Consider the following 18,622-nt stretch of genomic DNA (forward strand, 5'->3'; position numbering starts at 1 on the left):
CTCGCTCGTGCTGGCACCACTACTGGCGCTGGCAATATTCGTCGTCGCCTTCTGGTTCCTGGCGACCGAACGCGCGAACAAGGTCAAGACGGTTCTGGTCGCCGCGGGCCTGATGACCCTGCTCGGGCTGACCCCGGGCGCGCAGGTCTTCTACTCCGACCAGAAGGGCATCGACTGGAACGTCATCTTCCTGCTGCTGGGCATGATGATCATCGTCGGCGTCGTCAAACAGACCGGGTTGTTCGACTTCCTGGCCATCTGGGCGGCAAAGCGGTCCAGGGGCAAGCCTTTTCGGCTGATGGTGATGCTGATGCTGATCACCGCGGTGGCCTCGCCGGTGCTCGACAACGTCACGATCATCATGCTGGTCGCACCGGTGACGCTGGTGATCTGCGACCGGCTCGGCATCGCGCCCCAACCGTTCCTCATCGCGGAGGTGCTGGCGTCCAACATCGGTGGCGCCGCAACGCTGATCGGCGACCCACCCAACATCATCATCGGCAGCCGGGCAGGCTTGTCCTTCAACGACTTCCTGATCCACATGGCGCCCGCGGTGGTCGTGATCTTCGTGCTGTTCGTCTTCTTCACCAGGTTGTTGTTCCGAAAAGACCTGCACACCAACCACATGCAGCTCGAGAAGGTGATGGCCCTGCAGGAGCGCCGCGCCATCAGGGACGCTCGCCTGCTCGCCCGCTCGATGGCGGTGCTGGCCCTGGTCATCGTCGGCTTCGGCCTGCACTCGGTGCTGCACGTCGCCCCGTCGATCGTCGCACTGCTGGGGGCGGGCGTGATGCTGATGGTCACCAACGTCGACGTCGGCGACCTGCTGCCCGAGGTCGAGTGGCCGACGCTGGTGTTCTTCATGGGGCTGTTCGTGATGGTCGCCGGCCTGGTGCACACCGGGGTGATCGGCTGGATCGGCAACGCCGCGGTGTCGTTCTTCGGTGACAACTTCTTCATGGCCGCCACCGGGTTGCTGTTCGGCTCCGCCGTGCTCGGGGCGTTCATCGACAACATCCCCTACACCGCCACGATGGCGCCTGTGGTCGAACCGTTGGCCGCCGAGGCCGTTGGCGAGACCGGCAGGGCGCTGTGGTGGGCGTTCGCCCTCGGCGCCTGCTTCTCGGGCAACGGCACCGCGATCGCGGCCAGCGCCAACGTGGTGGCCATCGGCATCGCCCAGCGCGCCGGTCACACCATCAGCTTCTGGCGGTTCACCCGCTACGGCATCGTCGTGACACTTCTCTCGACCCTGCTGGCCTGGGTGTACGTTTGGCTTCGATATTTCTGAGCCACCTGCTGACCGGGCGAAGCTCGACCGCCCGATAGGAATTCCCGTGCCCGCCGTCAAGTCGTATCCCGCTGCCCGAACGGTGCACCGTCGGGTCCGCGATGACCTCAACGGGCTGCGCGGGATCGCGATCGCGCTGGTGGTCGTCTACCACATCTGGTTCGGCCGGGTCTCCGGCGGCGTCGACGTCTTCCTCGTGCTCTCCGGGTTCTTCCTCGGCGGCCGGCTGTTGCGGCAGGCCGCCGAGCCCGGCGCCGACGAGCCGTTGCCGAGCGCGCTGATCAGGCTGGTGCGCAGGCTGTGCCCGGCGCTGGTGGTGGTGCTCGCGGCCTCGGCGATGCTGACGGTGTTGGTCCAGCCGCAGACCCGGTGGGAGACGTTCGCCGATCAGAGCCTGGCCAGCCTCGGCTATTACCAGAACTGGTATCTGGCCCTGACGTCCAGCGACTATCTTCGCGCCGACCAGAACGTCAGCCCGCTGCAGCACATCTGGTCGATGTCGGTGCAGGGCCAGTTCTTCGTGGCGATGCTGTTGATCGCCTGGCTGGTGGCGGTCGCCACCGGGAGAGGCGGCTGGGGTGCGCGGCGACGCCGGGTGCTGGTCGCGGTCACCGCGGTGGCCACCGTCGCCTCGTTCGCGTATGCGGTGTTCGCCCACCACGTCGACCAGGCCAGTGCCTACTACGACAGCTTCGCCCGGGCCTGGCAACTGCTGGCCGGTGTGCTGGCCGCCGCGGTGATCTCCGCTGTCCGCATGCCCGGCTGGTTGCGGGTGGCGGCCGCGTTGACCGGGGTTGCCATGCTCTTCGGCTGCGGCATCCTGATCGACGGCGCGGCACAGTTCCCCGGACCGTGGGCGCTCGTCCCCGTCGGCGCCACGATCCTGCTGATCCTCAGCGGCGCGGGAACCGAAGCCAACCTGCCGTGGCCGAACCGGCTGATGGCCACTCCCGCGCTGGTCACGCTGGGCGCCATGGCGTACGCGCTGTACCTGTGGCACTGGCCGCTGCTCATCTTCTCGATGGCATTCCTGGACCGCCACACCGTCGGGTTGCGCGGCGGTCTGCTCGTGTTCGCGGCCTCCCTGCTGCTGGCCTATCTGACCCTGCGGCTTGTGGAGGATCCGCTGCGCAAGCCGGGCAGCGCCACGGCCCTCGCCACACAACCGGTTCAGGGCCGGCCGCGCCGGTTGACGACGACGATGGCCGTCGTTGTCGTCGCGCTGGCGGTTGCGGTGTGCGTTTCGGCGTTCGGCTGGCGCAAGCACATCGCCGACATCCGGGCCAACGGCAACGAACTGCAGTCGCTGGCGCCGCGCGACTATCCCGGTGCCCGCGCGGTTCTCGAACCGATGCGGGTGCCGGACCTGCCGATGCGGCCCACGATCCTGGAGGCGGCCGAGGATCTTCCCGCCACCACCATCGACGGCTGCATCACCGAGTTCGCCGACACCGAGGTGATCCGCTGCACCTACGGCGACCCCGGCGCGACGAGAACCATCGCGCTGGCGGGCGGTTCACACTCCGAGCATTGGATCGCGGCGCTGGACCTGCTCGGTGTGCGGCACGGCTTCCGCGTCGTGACGTACCTGAAGATGGGCTGCCCGCTGACGACCGACGACGATCCGCGCAACGCGGTCACCCACGAGCCCTACCCCGAATGCCGGTCCTGGGTGAAGAAGGCCATGGCGGCGCTGATCGCCGATGCGCCCGACTTCGTGTTCACCACGACGACGCGGCCGCATCCCCACGGGCCCGGTGATCTCGTGCCCGACGGATATCTCGGCGTCTGGGACGAGCTCGACGCCAACGACATCGCGATTCTCGGCATGCGCGACACCCCGTGGATGTTCCGGGACGGGGCTCTCGTGGCGCCGGTGGACTGCCTGGCCGAGGGCGGTGACGCCGAATCATGCGGGCTGCCGCGACACGAGGCGCTTGCCGAACACAACCCGACATTCGACCACCTCGACCGCTACCGGTCGATGTCGATACTCGACCTGAGCGATGCGGTGTGCCGGCTCGACGTGTGCCGTGCCGTCGAGGGCAACGTGCTCGTCTACCACGACGCCCATCACCTCTCGTCGACCTATGTGCGCACGCTCGCCGACGAGCTGGGTCGCCAACTTTCCGACGCCACCGGGTGGTGGTGAGGACACCCCAATATCACACCGGCCGCCGGATGACGGTGCGCGGGCACGGCATCGGCCCACGTAGAATGGCTTCCGACTTAGCCATTGACACCGGCTGACACCCCGCCATCCGCACATCGCCTGACGCTGTTGCCGATCAGACGACCCGATCGGAGTGCCATGCTCGCCATCTTGCTCGCCCACGCGGTGGCCACCGCGTTGGCGCCGCTCTTGGTGTACCGGTGGGGTCGCAACGCGTTCTATCCGCTGTCGCTGGTGCCGCTGGGCTCGCTGGCCTGGGTGGCGCTGAACTGGCCGGCGCCCGGCCAGGCGAGAACCACCGATGTGGTGTGGGTGCCCGAGCTGTCGATCGACATCACGCTGCGCTTCGACTCGCTGGCGGCGATCATGAGCGTGCTGGTGCTGGGCATCGGCGCGCTGGTGCTCTTCTACTGCGGACCCTATTTCCATCGCCGCGACGGCAAGATGGAGAACCGCCTGCCGAGCTTCGCCGCGGAGATGGTCGCGTTCTCGGGCACGATGTTCGGGCTCGTCGTCAGCGACAACATGCTGGTGCTCTACGTGTTCTGGGAGCTCACCAGCGTGCTGTCGTTCCTGCTGGTCGGCCATTACGCCGAGCGGGCCACCAGCCGCCGCGCCGCCACCCAGGCGCTGTTGGTCACCACGTTCGGCGGGTTGGCGATGCTGGTGGGCATCGTCGTGCTCGGCACCGTCGCGGACACCTACCTGCTGTCGGAGTTGATCGCGGCCCCGCCGACCGGGATGGCCGCATCGGTGGGCCTGGTGCTCGTGCTGGTCGGCGCGCTGTCCAAGTCGGCCATCGTGCCGCTGCATTTCTGGCTCCCCGGCGCGATGGCCGCCCCCACCCCGGTCAGCGCCTATCTGCACGCCGCGGCGATGGTCAAGGCGGGCGTCTACCTCATCGCGCGGATGGCGCCGGGGTTCGCCGATTCGCCGATCTGGCGTCCCCTCGTGCTCAGCCTGGGCGTGCTGACCATGCTGTTGGCCGGCTGGCGCGCCGTGCGCGAATACGACCTCAAGCTGATCCTGGCGTTCGGCACGGTCAGCCAACTCGGGTTGATCACCGTCATGGTCGGCGGCGGTGGCAGCGACATGATGCTGGCCGGGCTGGCGATGCTCGTCGCGCACGCGATGTTCAAGGCCAGCCTGTTCATGGTCGTCGGCATCATCGACCACGCCACCGGCACCCGCGACATCCGCAGGCTGGCCTGGCTGGGCGACCGGGCCAGGCCGCTGCTGGTCATCGCGATCCTGGCGACCGCGAGCATGGCCGCGATGCCGCCGTTCTTCGGGTTCGTGGCCAAGGAGGCCGATTTCGAGACCGTGCTGCACAGCCCGTCCCTTGGCGCGGCGGCGCCGTTCGTGCTGGCGGGCATCGTGCTCGGCTCGGTGTTCACCACCATCTACAGCCTGCGGTTCCTGTTCGGCGCGTTCGGCCGCAAAGGGCTGGCCAAACCGAGCAAGCGGGTGGCCGAGCTGCACCGCCCCCCGGTCACCTTCCTCATCCCGCCGGGCGTTCTGGCGGTGGCCGGGCTGGTCTTCGGGCTGTGGCCGTCCCGGGTCGACACCGTCCTCGACGGCTACGCCGACACCGTCCCCGGCGGAGCCGACTACGACCTGGCGCTCTGGCACGGCTTCGGGCTGCCGCTGCTGCTGTCGGCCCTCGTGGTGGCCGTCGGTGCGGCCGCCTACGTCGGCCGCGAGCAACTGCGGCGGATGCGCACCGCGCCGACGCCCCTCGGCAATGCCGACCACATGTACGACGCGGTGATCCGCGCCCTCGACGTGCTCGCGGTGCGGGTGACGGCGGTGACCCAGCGCGGATCGATTCCCGCGACCCAGTCGGCGATCCTGGCCACGCTCGTCGCGGTGCCGACGGTGGGGCTGGCCATCGGTGCCCGCGACCGCCCGAACTTCGAGCTGTGGGACCTCCCGCTGCACACGGTGGTCGGTTTCGTCATGCTGTCCGCCGCGTTCGGCCTCACCGTCATGCGCAACCGGCTGGCCTCCGCGCTGCTGGTCGGGGTCACCGGCTACGGCTGCGGTGCGATCTTCGCGCTGTACGGTGCCCCCGACCTGGCGTTGACTCAGTTCCTGGTCGAGACGCTCACGCTGGTGATCTTCGTCCTGGTGTTGCGGACGCTGCCCGCAGAAGCCGACAAGGCCAACGTCAGCGCGCGCCGGCTGCCGCGTGCCGTACTTGCGCTGGCCGTCGGTGCGACCGTCACCGCGGTTGCGAGCTTCGCGGCCGCCGCCCGCACCGGGGTGTCGGTGTCGGCGCTGCTTCCCGACGCCGCGTACTACCGCGGCCACGGCTCCAACACCGTCAACGTGCTCCTGGTCGACATCCGCGCCTGGGACACCATGGGTGAGATCATGGTGTTGCTGGTGGCTGCCACCGGCGTCACATCAATGGTGTTCCGGCACAGGCGGTTCGGCACCCCACCGCGGGTGGCCGACGCCGGCCAGCCCGACATCGGCAGGATCGCGTCGTTCATCAACATCAGCCCGGCCGTCGGCGACACCACCTGGCTGCGCGGCAGCGACCTGCGCGACCCGCAACACCGGTCGTTGGTGCTCGAGGTGGCCACCCGCATCATCTTCCCGCTGATCATGGTGCTGTCGGTGTACTTCTTCTTCGCCGGGCACAACACCCCCGGCGGCGGGTTCGCGGGCGGGTTGACAGCCGGGCTGGCGGTGGTGCTGCGTTACATCGCGGGCGGCCGTTACGAACTCGGCGAGACGCTGCCGTTCGATGCCGGCCGGGTGCTCGGCGCGGGACTCACCCTTTCTGCGGGCACCGCGGTCGGCTCACTGCTGCTGGGCGCACCGGCCCTGTCGTCGGCGCTGATCGAGTTCGACGTGCCGGTGCTGGGCACCGTCAAGTTCGTCACTTCACTGTTCTTCGATGCGGGGGTCTACCTGATCGTGCTCGGCCTGGTTCTCGACGTGTTACGCAGTCTGGGCGCCCGCCTGGACGTCGAGTTGGCCGAGTCGCGCCCCGCCCGCCGATCGCAGGTGCGTGTCGAATGACCTCTTACATCGTCCAGCTCGTGCTGATCGGCGGGGTCACCAGCGCCGGGGTGTATCTGCTCCTGGAACGCAGCCTGGTCCGGATGCTGATGGGGCTGCTGCTGATCAGCAACGCCGTCAACCTGCTCATCCTGTTCGCGAGCGGCAAGTCGGGCAGGCCACCGATCCGGGGCGCCACCTCCAACAGCTCCGAGCACGCCGTGGACCCGCTGACCCACGCGATGATCCTGACCGCGATCGTCATCACCATGGGTGTGGCGGCGTTCGTGCTCGCGTTGGCCTACCGGTCCTACCAGCTGACGACGGCCGACGAGGTCAGCGACGACCCCGAGGACACCCGGGTGTCTCGACTGTCCGACGAGGAGGCCACCACCATCGACGCCGACCGCCCGCAGCCACCCGGGCTGTACAAGGACACCGACGCGCCCGACGAACTGGACGCGCTGCCCGGGGACAAGGGGTCGCGATGACGCTCGGGGGTGTGCTGACGCCGTTGCCGGTGCTGATCCCGACGCTCGCGGCGGCCATGACGCTGTTGGCGGGACGGCGGGTTCGGCTGCAGCGCCTCATCACCACGCTCGCGCTGACCGCCGTGGTGGTGGTGTGTTCGCTGCTGCTCTGGCTCACCGACGGAAGCGGCACCATGGCATTGCACGTCGGCGGTTGGGGGCCAACGGTTTCGGGCATCGGGCCTCTGGGCATCACGCTGGTGGTCGACCGGTTGTCGGCGCTGATGCTCGTCGTGTCGTCGATCGTGCTGCTCGCCGTCATGCTCTACGCGATCGGGCAGGGTATCCGCGACGGCGACGAGCGCCAGCCGGTGTCGATCTTCCTGCCCACCTATCTGGTGCTGTCGGCGGGCGTGTGCATGGCGTTCCTCGCCGGTGACCTGTTCAACCTGTATGTCGGCTTCGAAGTGCTGCTGGCCGCGAGCTTCGTGCTGTTGACCATCGGCGCCAGCGAGGACCGGGTGCGCGCGGGCGCGTCCTACGTCATGGTGTCGATGGTCTCGTCGATGATCTTCCTGTTCGGCATCGGATTCGTGTACGCGGCCACCGGGACGCTGAACCTGGCCGAACTGGCGGTGCGCCTCGACCACGTCAGCAGCGGCACCCGCACCGCGATGTTCGCGGTCCTGCTGGTGGCGTTCGGCGTCAAGGCCGCGGTGTTCCCGCTGTCGGCGTGGCTGCCGGACTCCTACCCCACCGCCCCCGCCCCCGTCACCGCGGTGTTCGCCGGCCTGCTTACCAAAGTCGGTGTGTACGCGATCATTCGGGCGCACTCGCTGCTGTTCCCCGACGGCGGGCTGGACCCGGTGCTGCTGGTGGCCGCGCTGGTGACCATGCTGGTCGGGATACTGGGCGCGATCGCCCAAAGCGACATCAAACGTCTGCTGTCGTTCACGCTCGTCAGCCACATCGGGTACATGGTGTTCGGTATCGCGCTGTCCAGTGATCTCGGTACCGCCGGCGCGATCTACTACGTCGCCCACCACATCGTGGTGCAGACGACACTGTTCCTGGTGGTCGGTCTGATCGAGCGGCAAGCGGGCGCGTCCACGCTTCAGCGGCTGGGCGGGCTGGCCGCGGCCAGCCCGCTGCTGGCGTTCATCTTCGTTGTACCTGCACTCAATCTCGGTGGCATACCACCGTTTTCCGGCTTCATCGGCAAGGTCGCGCTGATGCAGGCGGGCGCCGACAGCGGTTCGGTGCTGGCCTGGATCCTGGTGGGCGGCAGCGTGGTGACCAGCCTGCTCACGCTGTACGTCGTGACCCGCGTGTGGACCAAGGCGTTCTGGCGGACCCGCACCGACGCCCCCGAGGGGCACCTGGCGGCGGCGACCCCGACGGTGCTGCTCGACGATTCGGAGGACGTGGAGTTCGCCGATCGCCTGCACGTCGGCCGCATGCCGGTCAGCATGCTGGTGCCCACCGGTGCGCTGATCCTGGTGGGCGTGGCCCTGACCGTGTTCGCGGGCCCGATCTTCGGCTACAGCGAACGCGCCGCCGATCAAGTGCTCAACCGCGACCTGTACATCAGCACCGTGCTGGGGGCGGATCGATGAGGGCCGTGCTGCTCCGGCTGAGCGTGCTGTTGGGCCTGATCCTGGTGTGGATGTTGTTGTGGGGCAGCATCTCTGCGGCGAACTTCGTCGGCGGCCTGGTGGTGGCGTTGGTGATCACGCTGCTGTTGCCGCTGCCGGTGGTGCCGGTCGAGGGGAAGGTGCACCCGCTGTCGTTGCTGCGCTTGATCATCCAGATAGCCTACTGGCTGGTGCGCTCATCCATCCAGGTCGCGTGGCTGGCCGTCCGGCCGGGACCGCCACCGGTCAGCGCGGTGTTGCGAGCCCACTTCGCGCTGAAATCCGATCTGGTGCTCGCGATGGCGGTGAACCTCATCAACCTCACCCCGGGCACGATCGCGCTCGAGGTGGACCAGGCGCGCCGGGTCGTCTACGTGCACGTGCTCAACGCCCGCACCGACCGCGCCATCCGGGAGTTCCACGACCAGATGGCGATGTTGGAGCGGCTGTTGAAAACGGCGCTGGAACGCGACGAGGACTGGCGGCCGGCGGCCGACAAGGAGGCCGCGTGAGTTACGTGTGGATGATCGCCGGGGTGCTGATCAGCGCGGCCGCGGTGGTCACGATGTACCGGATGCTGGGAGGCCAGAGCACGCTGGACCGGCTGGTCGCCTTGGATACCCTGACGGCGGTGACGATGTGCGGCATCGGGACCTGGGCGGCGTTCAGCCAGGACTCCACCGTCACCTATCCCATGGCCGCGATCGCGTTGATCTCATTCGTCGGCACGATCAGCGTGGCACGCTTCCGCGTGCGCGACGTCGAGCGTCCGCGCGGGGGACGGGGGATGCGATGAACGTCGCCGACGTCGTCACCGCCGTGCTGGTGCTGAGCGGCTCGACCCTGGCGCTGACCGCCGCGATCGGCATCGTCCGGTTCCCGGACACCTTGACGCGCATGCACTCCGCGACCAAACCGCAGACGCTGGGCCTGCTGCTGGTGCTCGCGGGGGCGGCGATCAGGCTGCGCGGCAACGCCGACGTCGGCATGCTGATCCTCACCGGGTTGTTCGCGGTGATCACCGCCCCGGTGATCGCAAACCGGGTGGGACAGCTGGCATACCGTGAGCACAGCTTCCGCGATGACCTGCTCACCAAGGATGAGATGCGTGAAGCGGTCGTCGACGGGGAACTCGACAACAATGGGGAGAGCTGACGACGACGGCAGGCACGACACCGAGGGCGTAGACCAGACCGAGCTGGGTGTGGCGTGGTTGCGCGCGCAGGAGAGCGACTCGGGTTGTCCGCTGTTCACCGACCCGTATGCGCAGATGTTTCTCGATGCCGCCGAGGCGCGGGGCTGGCAGTTGCCGCCCACCCACGTGATGGACCGGATCCGCTCGATCGCGGACTACGCGGCATCCCGTACGAAGTGGTTCGACGAGTTCTTCATCGCCGCGGGCGCCTACGGCATCGAGCAGATGGTGATCCTGGCGGCCGGGCTGGATTCGCGGGCGTGGCGGCTGCCGTGGGTGGAGGAAACCGTCGTCTACGAGATCGATCGCCCCGACGTGCTGGCGTTCAAGGCCGAGACGCTGCGCGCCAACGATGTGCAGCCAGGGGCCCGCTACGTCCAGGTGGCGGTCGACTTGCAGCAGGACTGGCCGAAAGCGTTGCGCGACGCCGGGTTCGACGACACCGAGCCGTTAGCCCTGGCAGCGGAAGGGTTGCTGTCCGATCTGCCCGCCGAGGGCCGAGACCTGCTGTTCGAACGGGTTCAGGAACTCAGCGTGAGCGGTAGCCGCGTCGCCGTGGAGTCGTTCGGTGCGGGTCGCCGCGAGCAGCGCAGCGATGTCCCGCGCTGGTTGACCGAACACGGTTGGGAGGTCACGACGACCACGGCGGCCGACCTGATGGATCGCTACGGCCGCTGCGGTCCCGATCAGCCCGATCTGACCACACCTCGGACCGAGTTCATCGACGCCCGGCTGGTCTGCTGAGCTTCCCTGGTACGAAATTTGGTGCGCATCGACGGTCCCGACCGCCGGTAACGTGCAGGCCATGCTGGTTGATCCGGAGATCCTGCGCGTGCTCGCCGGTCAGGTGGACGCGGCGTCGGCTACCGTCCGCGAAGCCGACGTCGGCGACAAGACGAGCTCGGCGGCTGACGGGCTGCCCGGCTCCACCACCCGGTGGGCGGTGCGACTCGTCGGTGCCCATCTGGCCGAACGGGCCGAGGCCATCGCCGCGAACCTCACCGAGCTGGGGCGGGCGGTGCGCGGGGCCGGCGAGGGGTACGAGGTCACCGACGCGGAACTGGCGGGAAGCCTCGACGAAATCTTCTAGAGTCTGCTAGATCCGAAAAGCTAGTCCCCCGACGACAGTTGGAACTCCACCATCGCGGTGAGGGTCTCGAGCGCGTCGCCGAGCACCGCCAACCGCGCCGCCGCGGTGGGCGCCGCCAAGACCGCGTACCGGTCGGCCTGCCCCATCGGAAGCCGGGAACTCAACGCGTACAACCACGTTCCTGCGTCCCCCGACGCGTCGGCGCCGGCCACGATGTCGCGTGCGTTGACCTCGGCGCCGCGGGCGGCGGCGATCCGGTCGTACAACGCCACGATGCGATCTTCGACGTCGCGGATCGCGTCGACGTCGACCGCTTCGCCGGGCTCGTCGGGCCACGGCTCGACGGCGGCCCGCGGATAGGGGTCGTCGGGCTGCCATTCGAGCACCCGGATCCGCTCACCCATGACACACCGCAGTCGGTAGCGGCCGGCGCCGTTGTCGATGCACTCGGCGATGCGGGCCATCGCGCCGACGTCGCTGCGGACGTCACCGCCACCGACCTCGCGGCCGGCCGCGATCAGCACGACCCCGAACGACGGGTCGTCCATCGCCAGGCAATCCGAGACGAGCGCGGTGTACCGCGGCTCGAAGATCCGCAGCGGCAAGTCTTCTCCCGGCAGCATCGCCACCTGGAGCGGAAACATCGGTATCGCCGCCACGGCTAGATGTCCAACTCGGCCACCAGCGCGTCGACCACCGCGCGCAGATCGCCGTCATTCTCCTCGGCGACCCTGCGCTGACGTTGGTAGGACGCGCCTGTCCGGTAGATGTCGGCGACGCGGGCCAGCTCGTCTGCGCAGTGCAGCGACTTGGCCACCGGTTCGAGCCGGGTCAGCAGCTCGTCGAGATCCTCGGTGACCAACCGCTCATTGCTGTCGGCGTCCAGGATGATGACCGCGTCAAGCCCGTAACGCGCTGCGCGCCACTTGTTTTCCTGCACGTGCCACGGGGGCATCGTCGGGAGCCGCTCGCCGGCGTCGAGGCGCCGGTCGAGGTCGACCACCAGGCAGTGAGTCAGTGCCACCAGCGCGCTCAGCTCGCGGAGGTTGGACACGCCGTCGAAGACCCGGATCTCCACCGTCCCCTTGTGCGGAGAAGGCCGGATGTCCCAACGGATCTCGTTCATGTGGTCGATGACGCCGGTCTTCTTCTGGTCGTGGACGAAGCCTTCCCACTCTGCCCACGTCTGGAAGTGGAACGGCAGCCCGGCCGTCGGCAGCTGCTGAAACATCATGGCCCGGTTGGAGGCGTACCCGGTGTCTTCGCCGTCCCAGAACGGCGACGACGAGGACAGCGCGAGCAGGTGCGGGTAGTGGTTGAGCAACGAGGTGTTGATCGCCATCACCTTGTGCGCCGACGAGATGCCGACGTGCACGTGCACCCCCCAGATCAGCATCTGCCTGCCCCACCACTGGGTGCGCTTGATCAGCTCCGCGTAGCGCGGCGCGTCGGTGAGGCTGCCCGGCGACCATTTCGCGAACGGGTGTGTGCCCGCGCTGAACAGCTCCATCCCGCGGTCGCGGACGATTCTGCGTGCGGTCACCAGCGTTTCACGCAGATCGTCCATCGCCTGCGGCACGGAATCGCAGATGCCGGTGACGATCTCGACGGTGTTGCGCAACAGCTCCTTGTGTACGCGCGGGTTGTTCTCACCGAGCTCCTCGATGACCTGGGTGGCCTCGTTGCTCACATCGCGCGTTTCGGCGTCGACGAGCGCGAACTCCCACTCCACCCCGACAGTCGGCCGAGGCGACCCGGCGAAATCTATGTGGCTGCTAGCCGGTGCCGATAACACCGCACGCCACGCGATTTCCGGCATCGCCGGTCGCCAGGGTGGTCTCGTCGGGCGGCGGGTTTCCGTTGACCTGCTGGTAGCGCTCCGGCGGGATGTTGGCGAAGTTGTCCGCGTTCTCGTGGATGATGATCGCGGTCTTCTCGCCCTCCAGCAGGTCCTCGGCGGTGAACGCATCGGTCGTCGTCACCAGCAGCGCCGAACCGTCCTCGCGCACCTGCAGCGAGGTGAGGTCACCGCTGGCGGGATGGCCCGTGTGGCCAGAGACCTGGAAATGTCCACCCGCGGAATTGAAGTCGCCCCGCGCGCCGCCGGTCGGCGCCACCGAGTTCGCCTCGCACTTCCCGAGGGAGTGGATGTGCATGCCGTGGAATCCGGGGGTCAGCTTGCCCGTCTCGGTGGTCTGAACAGTGATGGTGGCGTATCCGTTCGCGAACTCGAAGTCGGCGGTGGCCACGGTGGTTCCGTCGGCCATCTTCAGATCCGCGGTCAGCTTCTCGGTGGCCTCACCCTGCTCCTGCGCGCCGGGCGCGGCGGTCGGCGAGGGCGAGCCCGTCCAGATCGACGGTGTGGTGCCCGGCGTATCGCTGGGCTGTTCGGGCGCGGCGCATGCACTCATGGCAAGCGCGGGGACGGCAAACAAGGCGGCTGCAGCGACGGTCTTGAGCATGGGCAAGAGCCTAGCCGGTGACGACTACAACCACGCCCGGCGGTTGCTCGGCGAGTTCAGGCAGCCGCGGTTCCACCGGTGCCTCCAACAATTTGCCCACCTCATCGGCGGCTTCCTGCTCGCCGGGGGCGTCGCTGAAGTACACGGTGGTCGCGGCCACGTCCGGAAGGGTCAGGTTCCCGGTTTCGGTGACGTCCCAGCCGGCCTCCCGCAACCGGTTGGCGGTGCCTTCCGCGGCCCCCTGGACCTCGGAGATGTTGTAGACGCGTACGTCGGCCCGCGCCGGCTCGGCCGCCTTCGTCGGGCTCGCCGTCGTGGTGATGGTGCTCGTGGCGATCGTCGACTGGTCGTCGTCGTCGCTGTCGGAGCCCATCGCCTGAAATCCCACCAGCAGAAACACCACGCCGAGGAACAGCAGCACCATCACCATGGCGCGCAGCGGCAGGCCGGAGGAGTTTCGCTGGTTCATTGCGCCCACTGTAACGGCCCGTCGGGCCGACGAAGATCAGGTGACGTCGAAGCCGAGCCGTCGTGCCGCACGCGCCTTCTGCCTGCTGGCCCGCAGCCGGCGCAACCGCTTGACCAGCATCGGATCGGCTGCCAGCGCCTCAGGCCTGTCGACCAGCGCATTCAGCACCTGGTAGTAGCGGGTGGCCGACATCGAGAACAGCTCTTTGATGGCGTCTTCCTTGGAGCCGGCGTACTTCCACCACTGGCGTTCGAACGCCAAAATATCGTGCTCTCGGCGGGTCAGCCCATCGCTGGAATCAGAGACGTCCCCGGATTGCTCAGTCCGCGCGATCGCGCCGTCCATCTCGCTCCTGGACCCTTCCGACAATCGAAATTACATCGCTGTGGTTCGGCGATCATTCAATCACGGGTTCGTGACCTATGGCGTCAGATATGCCCGCGAGTCGGGGGATAAGGCCTGCCGCCTTAAGCTTTCCCCGTGGCCGTCGTACCAATCCGCATCGTAGGAGATCCCGTCCTGCACACCCCGACCGAACCGGTGACCGTCAACGAGGACGGCTCGCTGCCCGAGGAGATCCGCGAGCTGATCCAGGACATGTACGACACCATGGACGCCGCCAACGGCGTTGGCTTGGCGGCCAATCAGATCGGCGTCTCCAAACGCGTGTTCGTCTACGACTGCGCGGACGCACGGGGCCAGACGACTCGTCGCCGCGGCGTGGTCGTCAACCCGGTGCTGGAGACCTCCGAGGTGCCCGAGACCATGCCCGATCCGGAGGACGACGACGAGGGCTGCCTTTCGGTGCCGGGTGAGTCGTTTCCGACCGGCCGGGCCGACTGGGCCAGGGTGACCGGGCTGGATGCCGACGGCAACCCGATCACGGTGGAGGGCACCGGCCTGTTCGCGCGGATGCTGCAGCACGAGACGGGCCATTTGGACGGGTTCTTGTACCTGGACCGGTTGATCGGCAGGCACGCCCGCGCCGCCAAGCGGGCGGTGAAAGCGCACGGGTGGGGCGTGCCGGGGCTGTCGTGGATGCCCGGCGAGGATCCGGACCCGTTCGGGCACTGATGACCTGGCCCGCGGTGGGGAAGCGGGTGGTGATCCGCTATCGCCTGCCCGCCGGATCCGATCCGCCCCTGAGCGACGTGATCGGGCACCTGCTCGCGGTGGGCCAGACGTTGACCGTGCGCACGAAAACCGGTGACATCGTGGTCGTCCCGGCCGCGGACGTGATGGTCATCCGGGAACTGCCGCCGGCCACCATCCGCACCGCCGACATTCGCAAGCTCGAGCACGCGGCGGCGCTGGCCTGGCCGGGCGTCGAGCAGCAGTGGGTCGAGGGGTGGTTCCTGCGCGCCGCCGACGGTCACACCCACCGCGGCAATTCGGCTGTGCCGCTGGGTTTCGACGCCACCGCGTCGGCGCTGCCCGCCATCGTCGAGTGGTACTCCGCGCGTGGCCTGACCCCGTGGCTTTCGATTCCCGATCGGCTGTTCCGGCTCGCCGAGGCCCCGCCGCACCTCGAAACCGTCGCGCTGGCACGCGATCTCGACACCGCCGAAGAACCCGATGCGATGGTGCGGTTGACCCCCACCCCCGGCGACGACTGGCTTCGGCTGTATGAGCGCGACGTGCCCGTCGAGGTACTGACCTCCATTGTGGACGGCGAGGTGGTGTTCGCCTCGATCGACGATGCGGCCGTGGCCCGGGGCGCGGTGACGACGACGATCGACGGCGGTCGGTGGGTGGGCATCTCGGCCTTGCGGGTGACCGACGCGGAGCGCCGACGCGGGCACGCGCGCAGGCTGTGTTCGGCGCTGCTGTCCTGGGGGGTGGAGCACGGTGCGTCCCACGCGTACGCGCAGGCGCTGACCGACAACGGGCCCGGCAGGAGTCTTTTCGCGGCGCTCGGCTTCCTCGAGCACCATCGCTCGCGTTATGTCCGCGCGGACACCCTTGGCATGTCCCGCTAGGTCAGGGACCGATGTGTGTCGGCGGATCGGCGAAGGCGAGGTCCGCGGTGTGCCGGCCCGGGCCCATCAGCCCGCAGCGCTTCTCGGGCACCAGGTGCGAGCTCAACCCGCTCGGAACCCACCGGGTGACCCCCACGCAGCGTTCCCACGTGCCGTCGGGCTGGACGGGTCCGTCGCACTTGCTGATGAACTGACCGCCGTAGAGGCAGCCGGCGGTGGCCGGGGGCGCCGACGCCATCGACCCCGCCGCGATCAGCAGCACGGCGGCGGCTCCGGCGATGCAGCGCCTCATGCGACGAACGCTACCGCTTATCGCCCTGCTTTTCGCGGGGATGACCCTCTCCGTAGCCTGTAGGCCATGCGGCTGGCGACCTGGAATGTGAACTCGATCCGTGCCCGGGTCGACCGCGTCGTGGACTGGCTGGAGCGCGGCAACGTCGACGTGCTGGCCATGCAGGAGACCAAGTGCTCCGACGAACAGTTTCCGGTGATGCCGTTTCTCGCCGCCGGCTACGAGGTGGTGCACTGCGGGTTCAACCAGTGGAACGGCGTCGCGATCGCGTCACGCGTCGGCATCGCCGATGTACAGGTCGGGTTCGAGGGCCAGCCGACATGGTCCGACAAGCCCGACGTCGAGGCGGCCGCAGAAGCCCGCGCGCTCGGGGCGACGTGTGACGGCGTGCGGGTGTGGAGCCTGTACGTGCCCAACGGTCGCACCGTCGGTTCGCCGCACTACGTGTACAAGCTGGAATGGCTTGCCGCGCTTCGTAACGCGGCAGAAAAATGGCTCTCCGAGGATCCGTCCGCACAGATCGCACTCGCGGGCGACTGGAACATCGCCCCCACCGACGAGGACGTGTGGAGCGTCGAGTTCTATCAAGGCAGCACCCACGTCACCGAGCCCGAACGCGCGGCGTTCAACGCCATCGTCGACGCCCAGTTCACCGATCTGGTAAGGCCTTTCGCACCGGGTCCACAGGTCTACACCTACTGGGACTACACGCAGCTGCGGTTCCCCAAGAATCGCGGGATGCGCATCGACTTCATCCTCGGCTCGCCCGCGCTGGCCGCGCGCGTCGTGCACGGCGAGATCGTGCGCGAGGAACGCAAGGGCAAGGCGCCCAGCGACCACGCCCCGGTGCTCATCGAGTTGGCCTGAGGCGGTTACCGAGAAACGTTGTCGGTGGGCCGTGGCATGCTCGGGGCATGTTGATCGAACAGTTGTTCGAATTGCGCAGTGCCGAGGTGCTGATCGAGGAGATCGTCACGGCGCACCGGGAAGAGTCCATGCTCATGGCACGGCGGATGGGCGCCATCGGGGAGCTGCTGTCGCTGCGCACGGACGAAGCCGAGAACACCGACCCCGACCCGGGCTGGGCCATCATCACCGGGTTCGCCCGCACCTCCGCCGAGGTGGGCGCGGCGATGAACATGGCGCCCATGGCCGCCAGCCGGCTGGTCGCACAGGCCGAAGCGCTGGACACCCGGCTGCCGAGCATCGCCGACCTGCTCGAGGACGCCGACATCGATTGGGCCACGACGCAATTGATCATCACCCGCACCGAACTGGTCGACGATCACCTGATCAGCCGGATCGACGAGGCCCTCGCCAAGCGCTTCATCAAGTGGCAGAGCTGGTCGCGGCGGCGGGTGATCAACACCGTCGACAAGCTCATCCGTGAGATCGATCCGGATGCCGCAAAGGAGCGGCGGGCGTCGTCCGAACGTGGCCGCTACGTCAGCGTCACACCCCACCCTGACGGCACGGCACAGCTGAGCGGGCGCCTCACCGCCACCGCCGCGGCGGCGTTCGACCGGCGCATTGCGCAAATGGCCGCTGGGGTGTGCGCCAAGGATTCGCGCACCGTGGATCAGCGCCGCGCCGACGCGATGTCCGCACTCAGCGAGGGCCACGAACTGCGTTGCGACTGCGGCCAACCGGGGTGCCCGGCGCGCGGGGGCGACGACGCCGGCAGCGGCCCGCGGGCGGTGATCAACGTGATCGCCAGCGCGGACACGGTGACCGGCGACAGCGACGAACCGGGGTATCTGGAGGGGTTCGGTGTCATCGACGCCGACCAGGTGCGTGAGCTCGCCGAGGACGCGCCGGTGCGGTGGCTCGAGAAACCCGCGGTCACCGAGGAGCAGGCGATGCGGTACCAGCCCACCGCCGCGGCGGCCCGCTGGATCCGGCTGCGCGACCTGACGTGTCGCTTTCCGGGCTGTGACCGACCGGCTGCGCGCTGCGACATCGACCACACCACGCCGTTCAACCACGCCGACCCGGCCGCGGGCGGCTTGACGGTGCCGTGGGGCCTGGCGGACTACTGTCGACAACACCACCGCCTCAAGACTTTTCACGGCGGGGCGAGCGGCTGGAAGGACGAACAGTTGTCCGACGGGACCATCGTGTGGACTTCGCCGACAGGCCAGACATACCGCACCACCCCCGACGGTCCGGAGCTGTTCGCGGGTATGCGGCCCGCCTGCGCGGCGCCGACAGCGCGCAAAGGCAGCCGGGCTCGTGACAGGGCGGCGCGAATCAAGCGGATTCGCAACCAACTCTCAGAACAGCGGCCGATCAACGCCGCCCGGCGTCGTCTCGATCGGGCCCGCAGGCGCGAGATCGAGCTTCGCAAGTGGCGAAACAGGTCGCGCAAGTTGCTCGTCCTTTTCAAGGGCGGCGAGCCGAGCACCAGCCCGTGGTGCCCGTGGATCAACGAGCCGTTGGAGCCCGAAGAGCTGCCGCCGGACTGGGAGCCTCCGCCGGAACCACCTTCGTCGCCCGACGACGAGCCGCCATTCTGAGGGGTCTCCCCTTTCGCTGAGCGCTGCGCTACGGTGGGC

20 protein-coding genes are annotated in these 18,622 nt (G+C 68.4%); 14 read left to right on the forward strand and 6 right to left on the reverse strand.

Annotated elements, in window-relative coordinates; translation table 11 throughout:
• Positions 1-7: 7 nt before the first annotated feature.
• From G6N28_RS08410 to G6N28_RS08455, 10 genes are all read left to right on the forward strand, one after another.
• Positions 8-1,291: an ArsB/NhaD family transporter gene (locus tag G6N28_RS08410; RefSeq protein WP_163899330.1), complete on the forward strand. Its 1,284-nt coding sequence runs from the start codon at positions 8-10 to the stop codon at positions 1,289-1,291.
• A 46-nt stretch (positions 1,292-1,337) separates the two neighbouring features.
• Positions 1,338-3,443, forward strand: a complete 2,106-nt coding sequence (locus tag G6N28_RS08415; protein WP_235674508.1) for an acyltransferase family protein — start codon at positions 1,338-1,340, stop codon at positions 3,441-3,443.
• A 159-nt stretch (positions 3,444-3,602) separates the two neighbouring features.
• The gene (locus G6N28_RS08420; protein WP_163899332.1) at positions 3,603-6,497 is read left to right on the forward strand and encodes a Na+/H+ antiporter subunit A; all 2,895 of its coding nucleotides are present in this window, start codon (positions 3,603-3,605) and stop codon (positions 6,495-6,497) included.
• Positions 6,494-6,967 carry a Na(+)/H(+) antiporter subunit C gene (locus G6N28_RS08425; protein WP_163899334.1) on the forward strand — a complete coding sequence of 158 codons (474 nt, stop codon included), beginning with the start codon at positions 6,494-6,496 and terminating at the stop codon, positions 6,965-6,967. Before G6N28_RS08420 ends, G6N28_RS08425 begins: the two co-directional genes overlap by 4 nt.
• On the forward strand, positions 6,964-8,562 hold the full coding sequence (locus tag G6N28_RS08430) for a Na+/H+ antiporter subunit D (RefSeq protein ID WP_163899336.1): 1,599 nt from the start codon (positions 6,964-6,966) through the stop codon (positions 8,560-8,562). Before G6N28_RS08425 ends, G6N28_RS08430 begins: the two co-directional genes overlap by 4 nt.
• A complete protein-coding gene (locus G6N28_RS08435; RefSeq protein WP_163899339.1) occupies positions 8,559-9,092 on the forward strand; it encodes a Na+/H+ antiporter subunit E in 534 nt (177 codons plus the stop codon). The genes G6N28_RS08430 and G6N28_RS08435 overlap by 4 nt, the downstream gene beginning before the upstream one ends.
• Entirely contained in the window at positions 9,089-9,376 is a 288-nt protein-coding gene (locus tag G6N28_RS08440; protein ID WP_163899341.1) for a monovalent cation/H+ antiporter complex subunit F, read from the forward strand. Before G6N28_RS08435 ends, G6N28_RS08440 begins: the two co-directional genes overlap by 4 nt.
• Entirely contained in the window at positions 9,373-9,735 is a 363-nt protein-coding gene (gene mnhG, locus G6N28_RS08445; protein ID WP_163899343.1) for a monovalent cation/H(+) antiporter subunit G, read from the forward strand. The genes G6N28_RS08440 and mnhG overlap by 4 nt, the downstream gene beginning before the upstream one ends.
• Positions 9,722-10,519: an SAM-dependent methyltransferase gene (locus tag G6N28_RS08450; protein ID WP_163899345.1), complete on the forward strand. Its 798-nt coding sequence runs from the start codon at positions 9,722-9,724 to the stop codon at positions 10,517-10,519. The genes mnhG and G6N28_RS08450 overlap by 14 nt, the downstream gene beginning before the upstream one ends.
• Before the next feature lie 61 nt (positions 10,520-10,580).
• Complete coding sequence (locus G6N28_RS08455) at positions 10,581-10,865, forward strand: type VII secretion target (RefSeq protein WP_163899347.1); 285 nt, start codon at positions 10,581-10,583, stop codon at positions 10,863-10,865.
• A gap of 20 nt (positions 10,866-10,885) precedes the next feature.
• Here G6N28_RS08455 and G6N28_RS08460 read toward each other — a convergent pair whose 3' ends face one another.
• Genes G6N28_RS08460 through G6N28_RS08480 form a run of 5 tightly spaced genes read right to left on the reverse strand, consistent with a single transcriptional unit; the run spans position 10,886 to position 14,141 of the window.
• Positions 10,886-11,524, reverse strand: a complete 639-nt coding sequence (locus tag G6N28_RS08460; RefSeq protein ID WP_163899349.1) for an LON peptidase substrate-binding domain-containing protein — start codon at positions 11,522-11,524, stop codon at positions 10,886-10,888.
• A 2-nt stretch (positions 11,525-11,526) separates the two neighbouring features.
• Positions 11,527-12,660, reverse strand: a complete 1,134-nt coding sequence (locus G6N28_RS08465; RefSeq protein ID WP_163905989.1) for a glutamate--cysteine ligase — start codon at positions 12,658-12,660, stop codon at positions 11,527-11,529.
• On the reverse strand, positions 12,641-13,327 hold the full coding sequence (gene sodC / locus G6N28_RS08470; protein WP_163899351.1) for a superoxide dismutase[Cu-Zn]: 687 nt from the start codon (positions 13,325-13,327) through the stop codon (positions 12,641-12,643). The genes G6N28_RS08465 and sodC overlap by 20 nt, the downstream gene beginning before the upstream one ends.
• Positions 13,328-13,337: 10 nt before the next feature.
• Positions 13,338-13,796: a LytR C-terminal domain-containing protein gene (locus G6N28_RS08475; protein ID WP_179962041.1), complete on the reverse strand. Its 459-nt coding sequence runs from the start codon at positions 13,794-13,796 to the stop codon at positions 13,338-13,340.
• A gap of 36 nt (positions 13,797-13,832) precedes the next feature.
• On the reverse strand, positions 13,833-14,141 hold the full coding sequence (locus G6N28_RS08480) for a nucleoid-associated protein NapA (protein WP_046752892.1): 309 nt from the start codon (positions 14,139-14,141) through the stop codon (positions 13,833-13,835).
• Between the two features lie 135 nt (positions 14,142-14,276).
• On the opposite strand from G6N28_RS08480, the gene G6N28_RS08485 reads away from it, so the two are divergent.
• Both G6N28_RS08485 and G6N28_RS08490 read left to right on the forward strand, forming a co-directional pair.
• Complete coding sequence (locus tag G6N28_RS08485; protein ID WP_163899356.1) at positions 14,277-14,870, forward strand: peptide deformylase; 594 nt, start codon at positions 14,277-14,279, stop codon at positions 14,868-14,870.
• Positions 14,870-15,775, forward strand: a complete 906-nt coding sequence (locus tag G6N28_RS08490) for an N-acetylglutamate synthase, CG3035 family (protein ID WP_163899358.1) — start codon at positions 14,870-14,872, stop codon at positions 15,773-15,775. Before G6N28_RS08485 ends, G6N28_RS08490 begins: the two co-directional genes overlap by 1 nt.
• 1 nt (position 15,776) lies before the next feature.
• On the opposite strand, the gene G6N28_RS08495 is transcribed toward G6N28_RS08490, so the two are convergent.
• Entirely contained in the window at positions 15,777-16,067 is a 291-nt protein-coding gene (locus tag G6N28_RS08495; RefSeq protein WP_163899360.1) for a CDGP domain-containing protein, read from the reverse strand.
• A gap of 66 nt (positions 16,068-16,133) precedes the next feature.
• Between G6N28_RS08495 and G6N28_RS08500 the strand changes: the two genes are divergently transcribed.
• On the forward strand, positions 16,134-16,934 hold the full coding sequence (locus G6N28_RS08500; RefSeq protein ID WP_163899362.1) for an exodeoxyribonuclease III: 801 nt from the start codon (positions 16,134-16,136) through the stop codon (positions 16,932-16,934).
• A gap of 47 nt (positions 16,935-16,981) precedes the next feature.
• Positions 16,982-18,583 carry an HNH endonuclease signature motif containing protein gene (locus G6N28_RS08505; RefSeq protein ID WP_163899364.1) on the forward strand — a complete coding sequence of 534 codons (1,602 nt, stop codon included), beginning with the start codon at positions 16,982-16,984 and terminating at the stop codon, positions 18,581-18,583.
• The last annotated feature ends 39 nt before the right edge of the window (positions 18,584-18,622 follow it).

The sequence above is a fragment of the Mycolicibacterium pulveris genome (genome assembly GCF_010725725.1).
Classification (GTDB): domain Bacteria; phylum Actinomycetota; class Actinomycetes; order Mycobacteriales; family Mycobacteriaceae; genus Mycobacterium; species Mycobacterium pulveris.

What these genes read in the sequence shown, in the direction of transcription:
- G6N28_RS08420 (WP_163899332.1), top strand. Translation starts at nt 3,603, where the DNA reads ATGCTCGCCATCTTGCTCGCCCACGCGGTGGCCACCGCGTTGGCGCCG.
- G6N28_RS08425 (WP_163899334.1), top strand. Translation starts at nt 6,494, where the DNA reads ATGACCTCTTACATCGTCCAGCTCGTGCTGATCGGCGGGGTCACCAGC.
- G6N28_RS08430 (WP_163899336.1), top strand. Translation starts at nt 6,964, where the DNA reads ATGACGCTCGGGGGTGTGCTGACGCCGTTGCCGGTGCTGATCCCGACG.
- G6N28_RS08435 (WP_163899339.1), top strand. Translation starts at nt 8,559, where the DNA reads ATGAGGGCCGTGCTGCTCCGGCTGAGCGTGCTGTTGGGCCTGATCCTG.
- mnhG (WP_163899343.1), top strand. Translation starts at nt 9,373, where the DNA reads ATGAACGTCGCCGACGTCGTCACCGCCGTGCTGGTGCTGAGCGGCTCG.
- G6N28_RS08450 (WP_163899345.1), top strand. Translation starts at nt 9,722, where the DNA reads ATGGGGAGAGCTGACGACGACGGCAGGCACGACACCGAGGGCGTAGAC.
- G6N28_RS08455 (WP_163899347.1), top strand. Translation starts at nt 10,581, where the DNA reads ATGCTGGTTGATCCGGAGATCCTGCGCGTGCTCGCCGGTCAGGTGGAC.
- sodC (WP_163899351.1), bottom strand. Translation starts at nt 13,327, where the DNA reads ATGCTCAAGACCGTCGCTGCAGCCGCCTTGTTTGCCGTCCCCGCGCTT.
- G6N28_RS08475 (WP_179962041.1), bottom strand. Translation starts at nt 13,796, where the DNA reads ATGAACCAGCGAAACTCCTCCGGCCTGCCGCTGCGCGCCATGGTGATG.
- G6N28_RS08480 (WP_046752892.1), bottom strand. Translation starts at nt 14,141, where the DNA reads ATGGACGGCGCGATCGCGCGGACTGAGCAATCCGGGGACGTCTCTGAT.
- G6N28_RS08490 (WP_163899358.1), top strand. Translation starts at nt 14,870, where the DNA reads ATGACCTGGCCCGCGGTGGGGAAGCGGGTGGTGATCCGCTATCGCCTG.
- G6N28_RS08495 (WP_163899360.1), bottom strand. Translation starts at nt 16,067, where the DNA reads ATGAGGCGCTGCATCGCCGGAGCCGCCGCCGTGCTGCTGATCGCGGCG.
- G6N28_RS08500 (WP_163899362.1), top strand. Translation starts at nt 16,134, where the DNA reads ATGCGGCTGGCGACCTGGAATGTGAACTCGATCCGTGCCCGGGTCGAC.
- G6N28_RS08505 (WP_163899364.1), top strand. Translation starts at nt 16,982, where the DNA reads ATGTTGATCGAACAGTTGTTCGAATTGCGCAGTGCCGAGGTGCTGATC.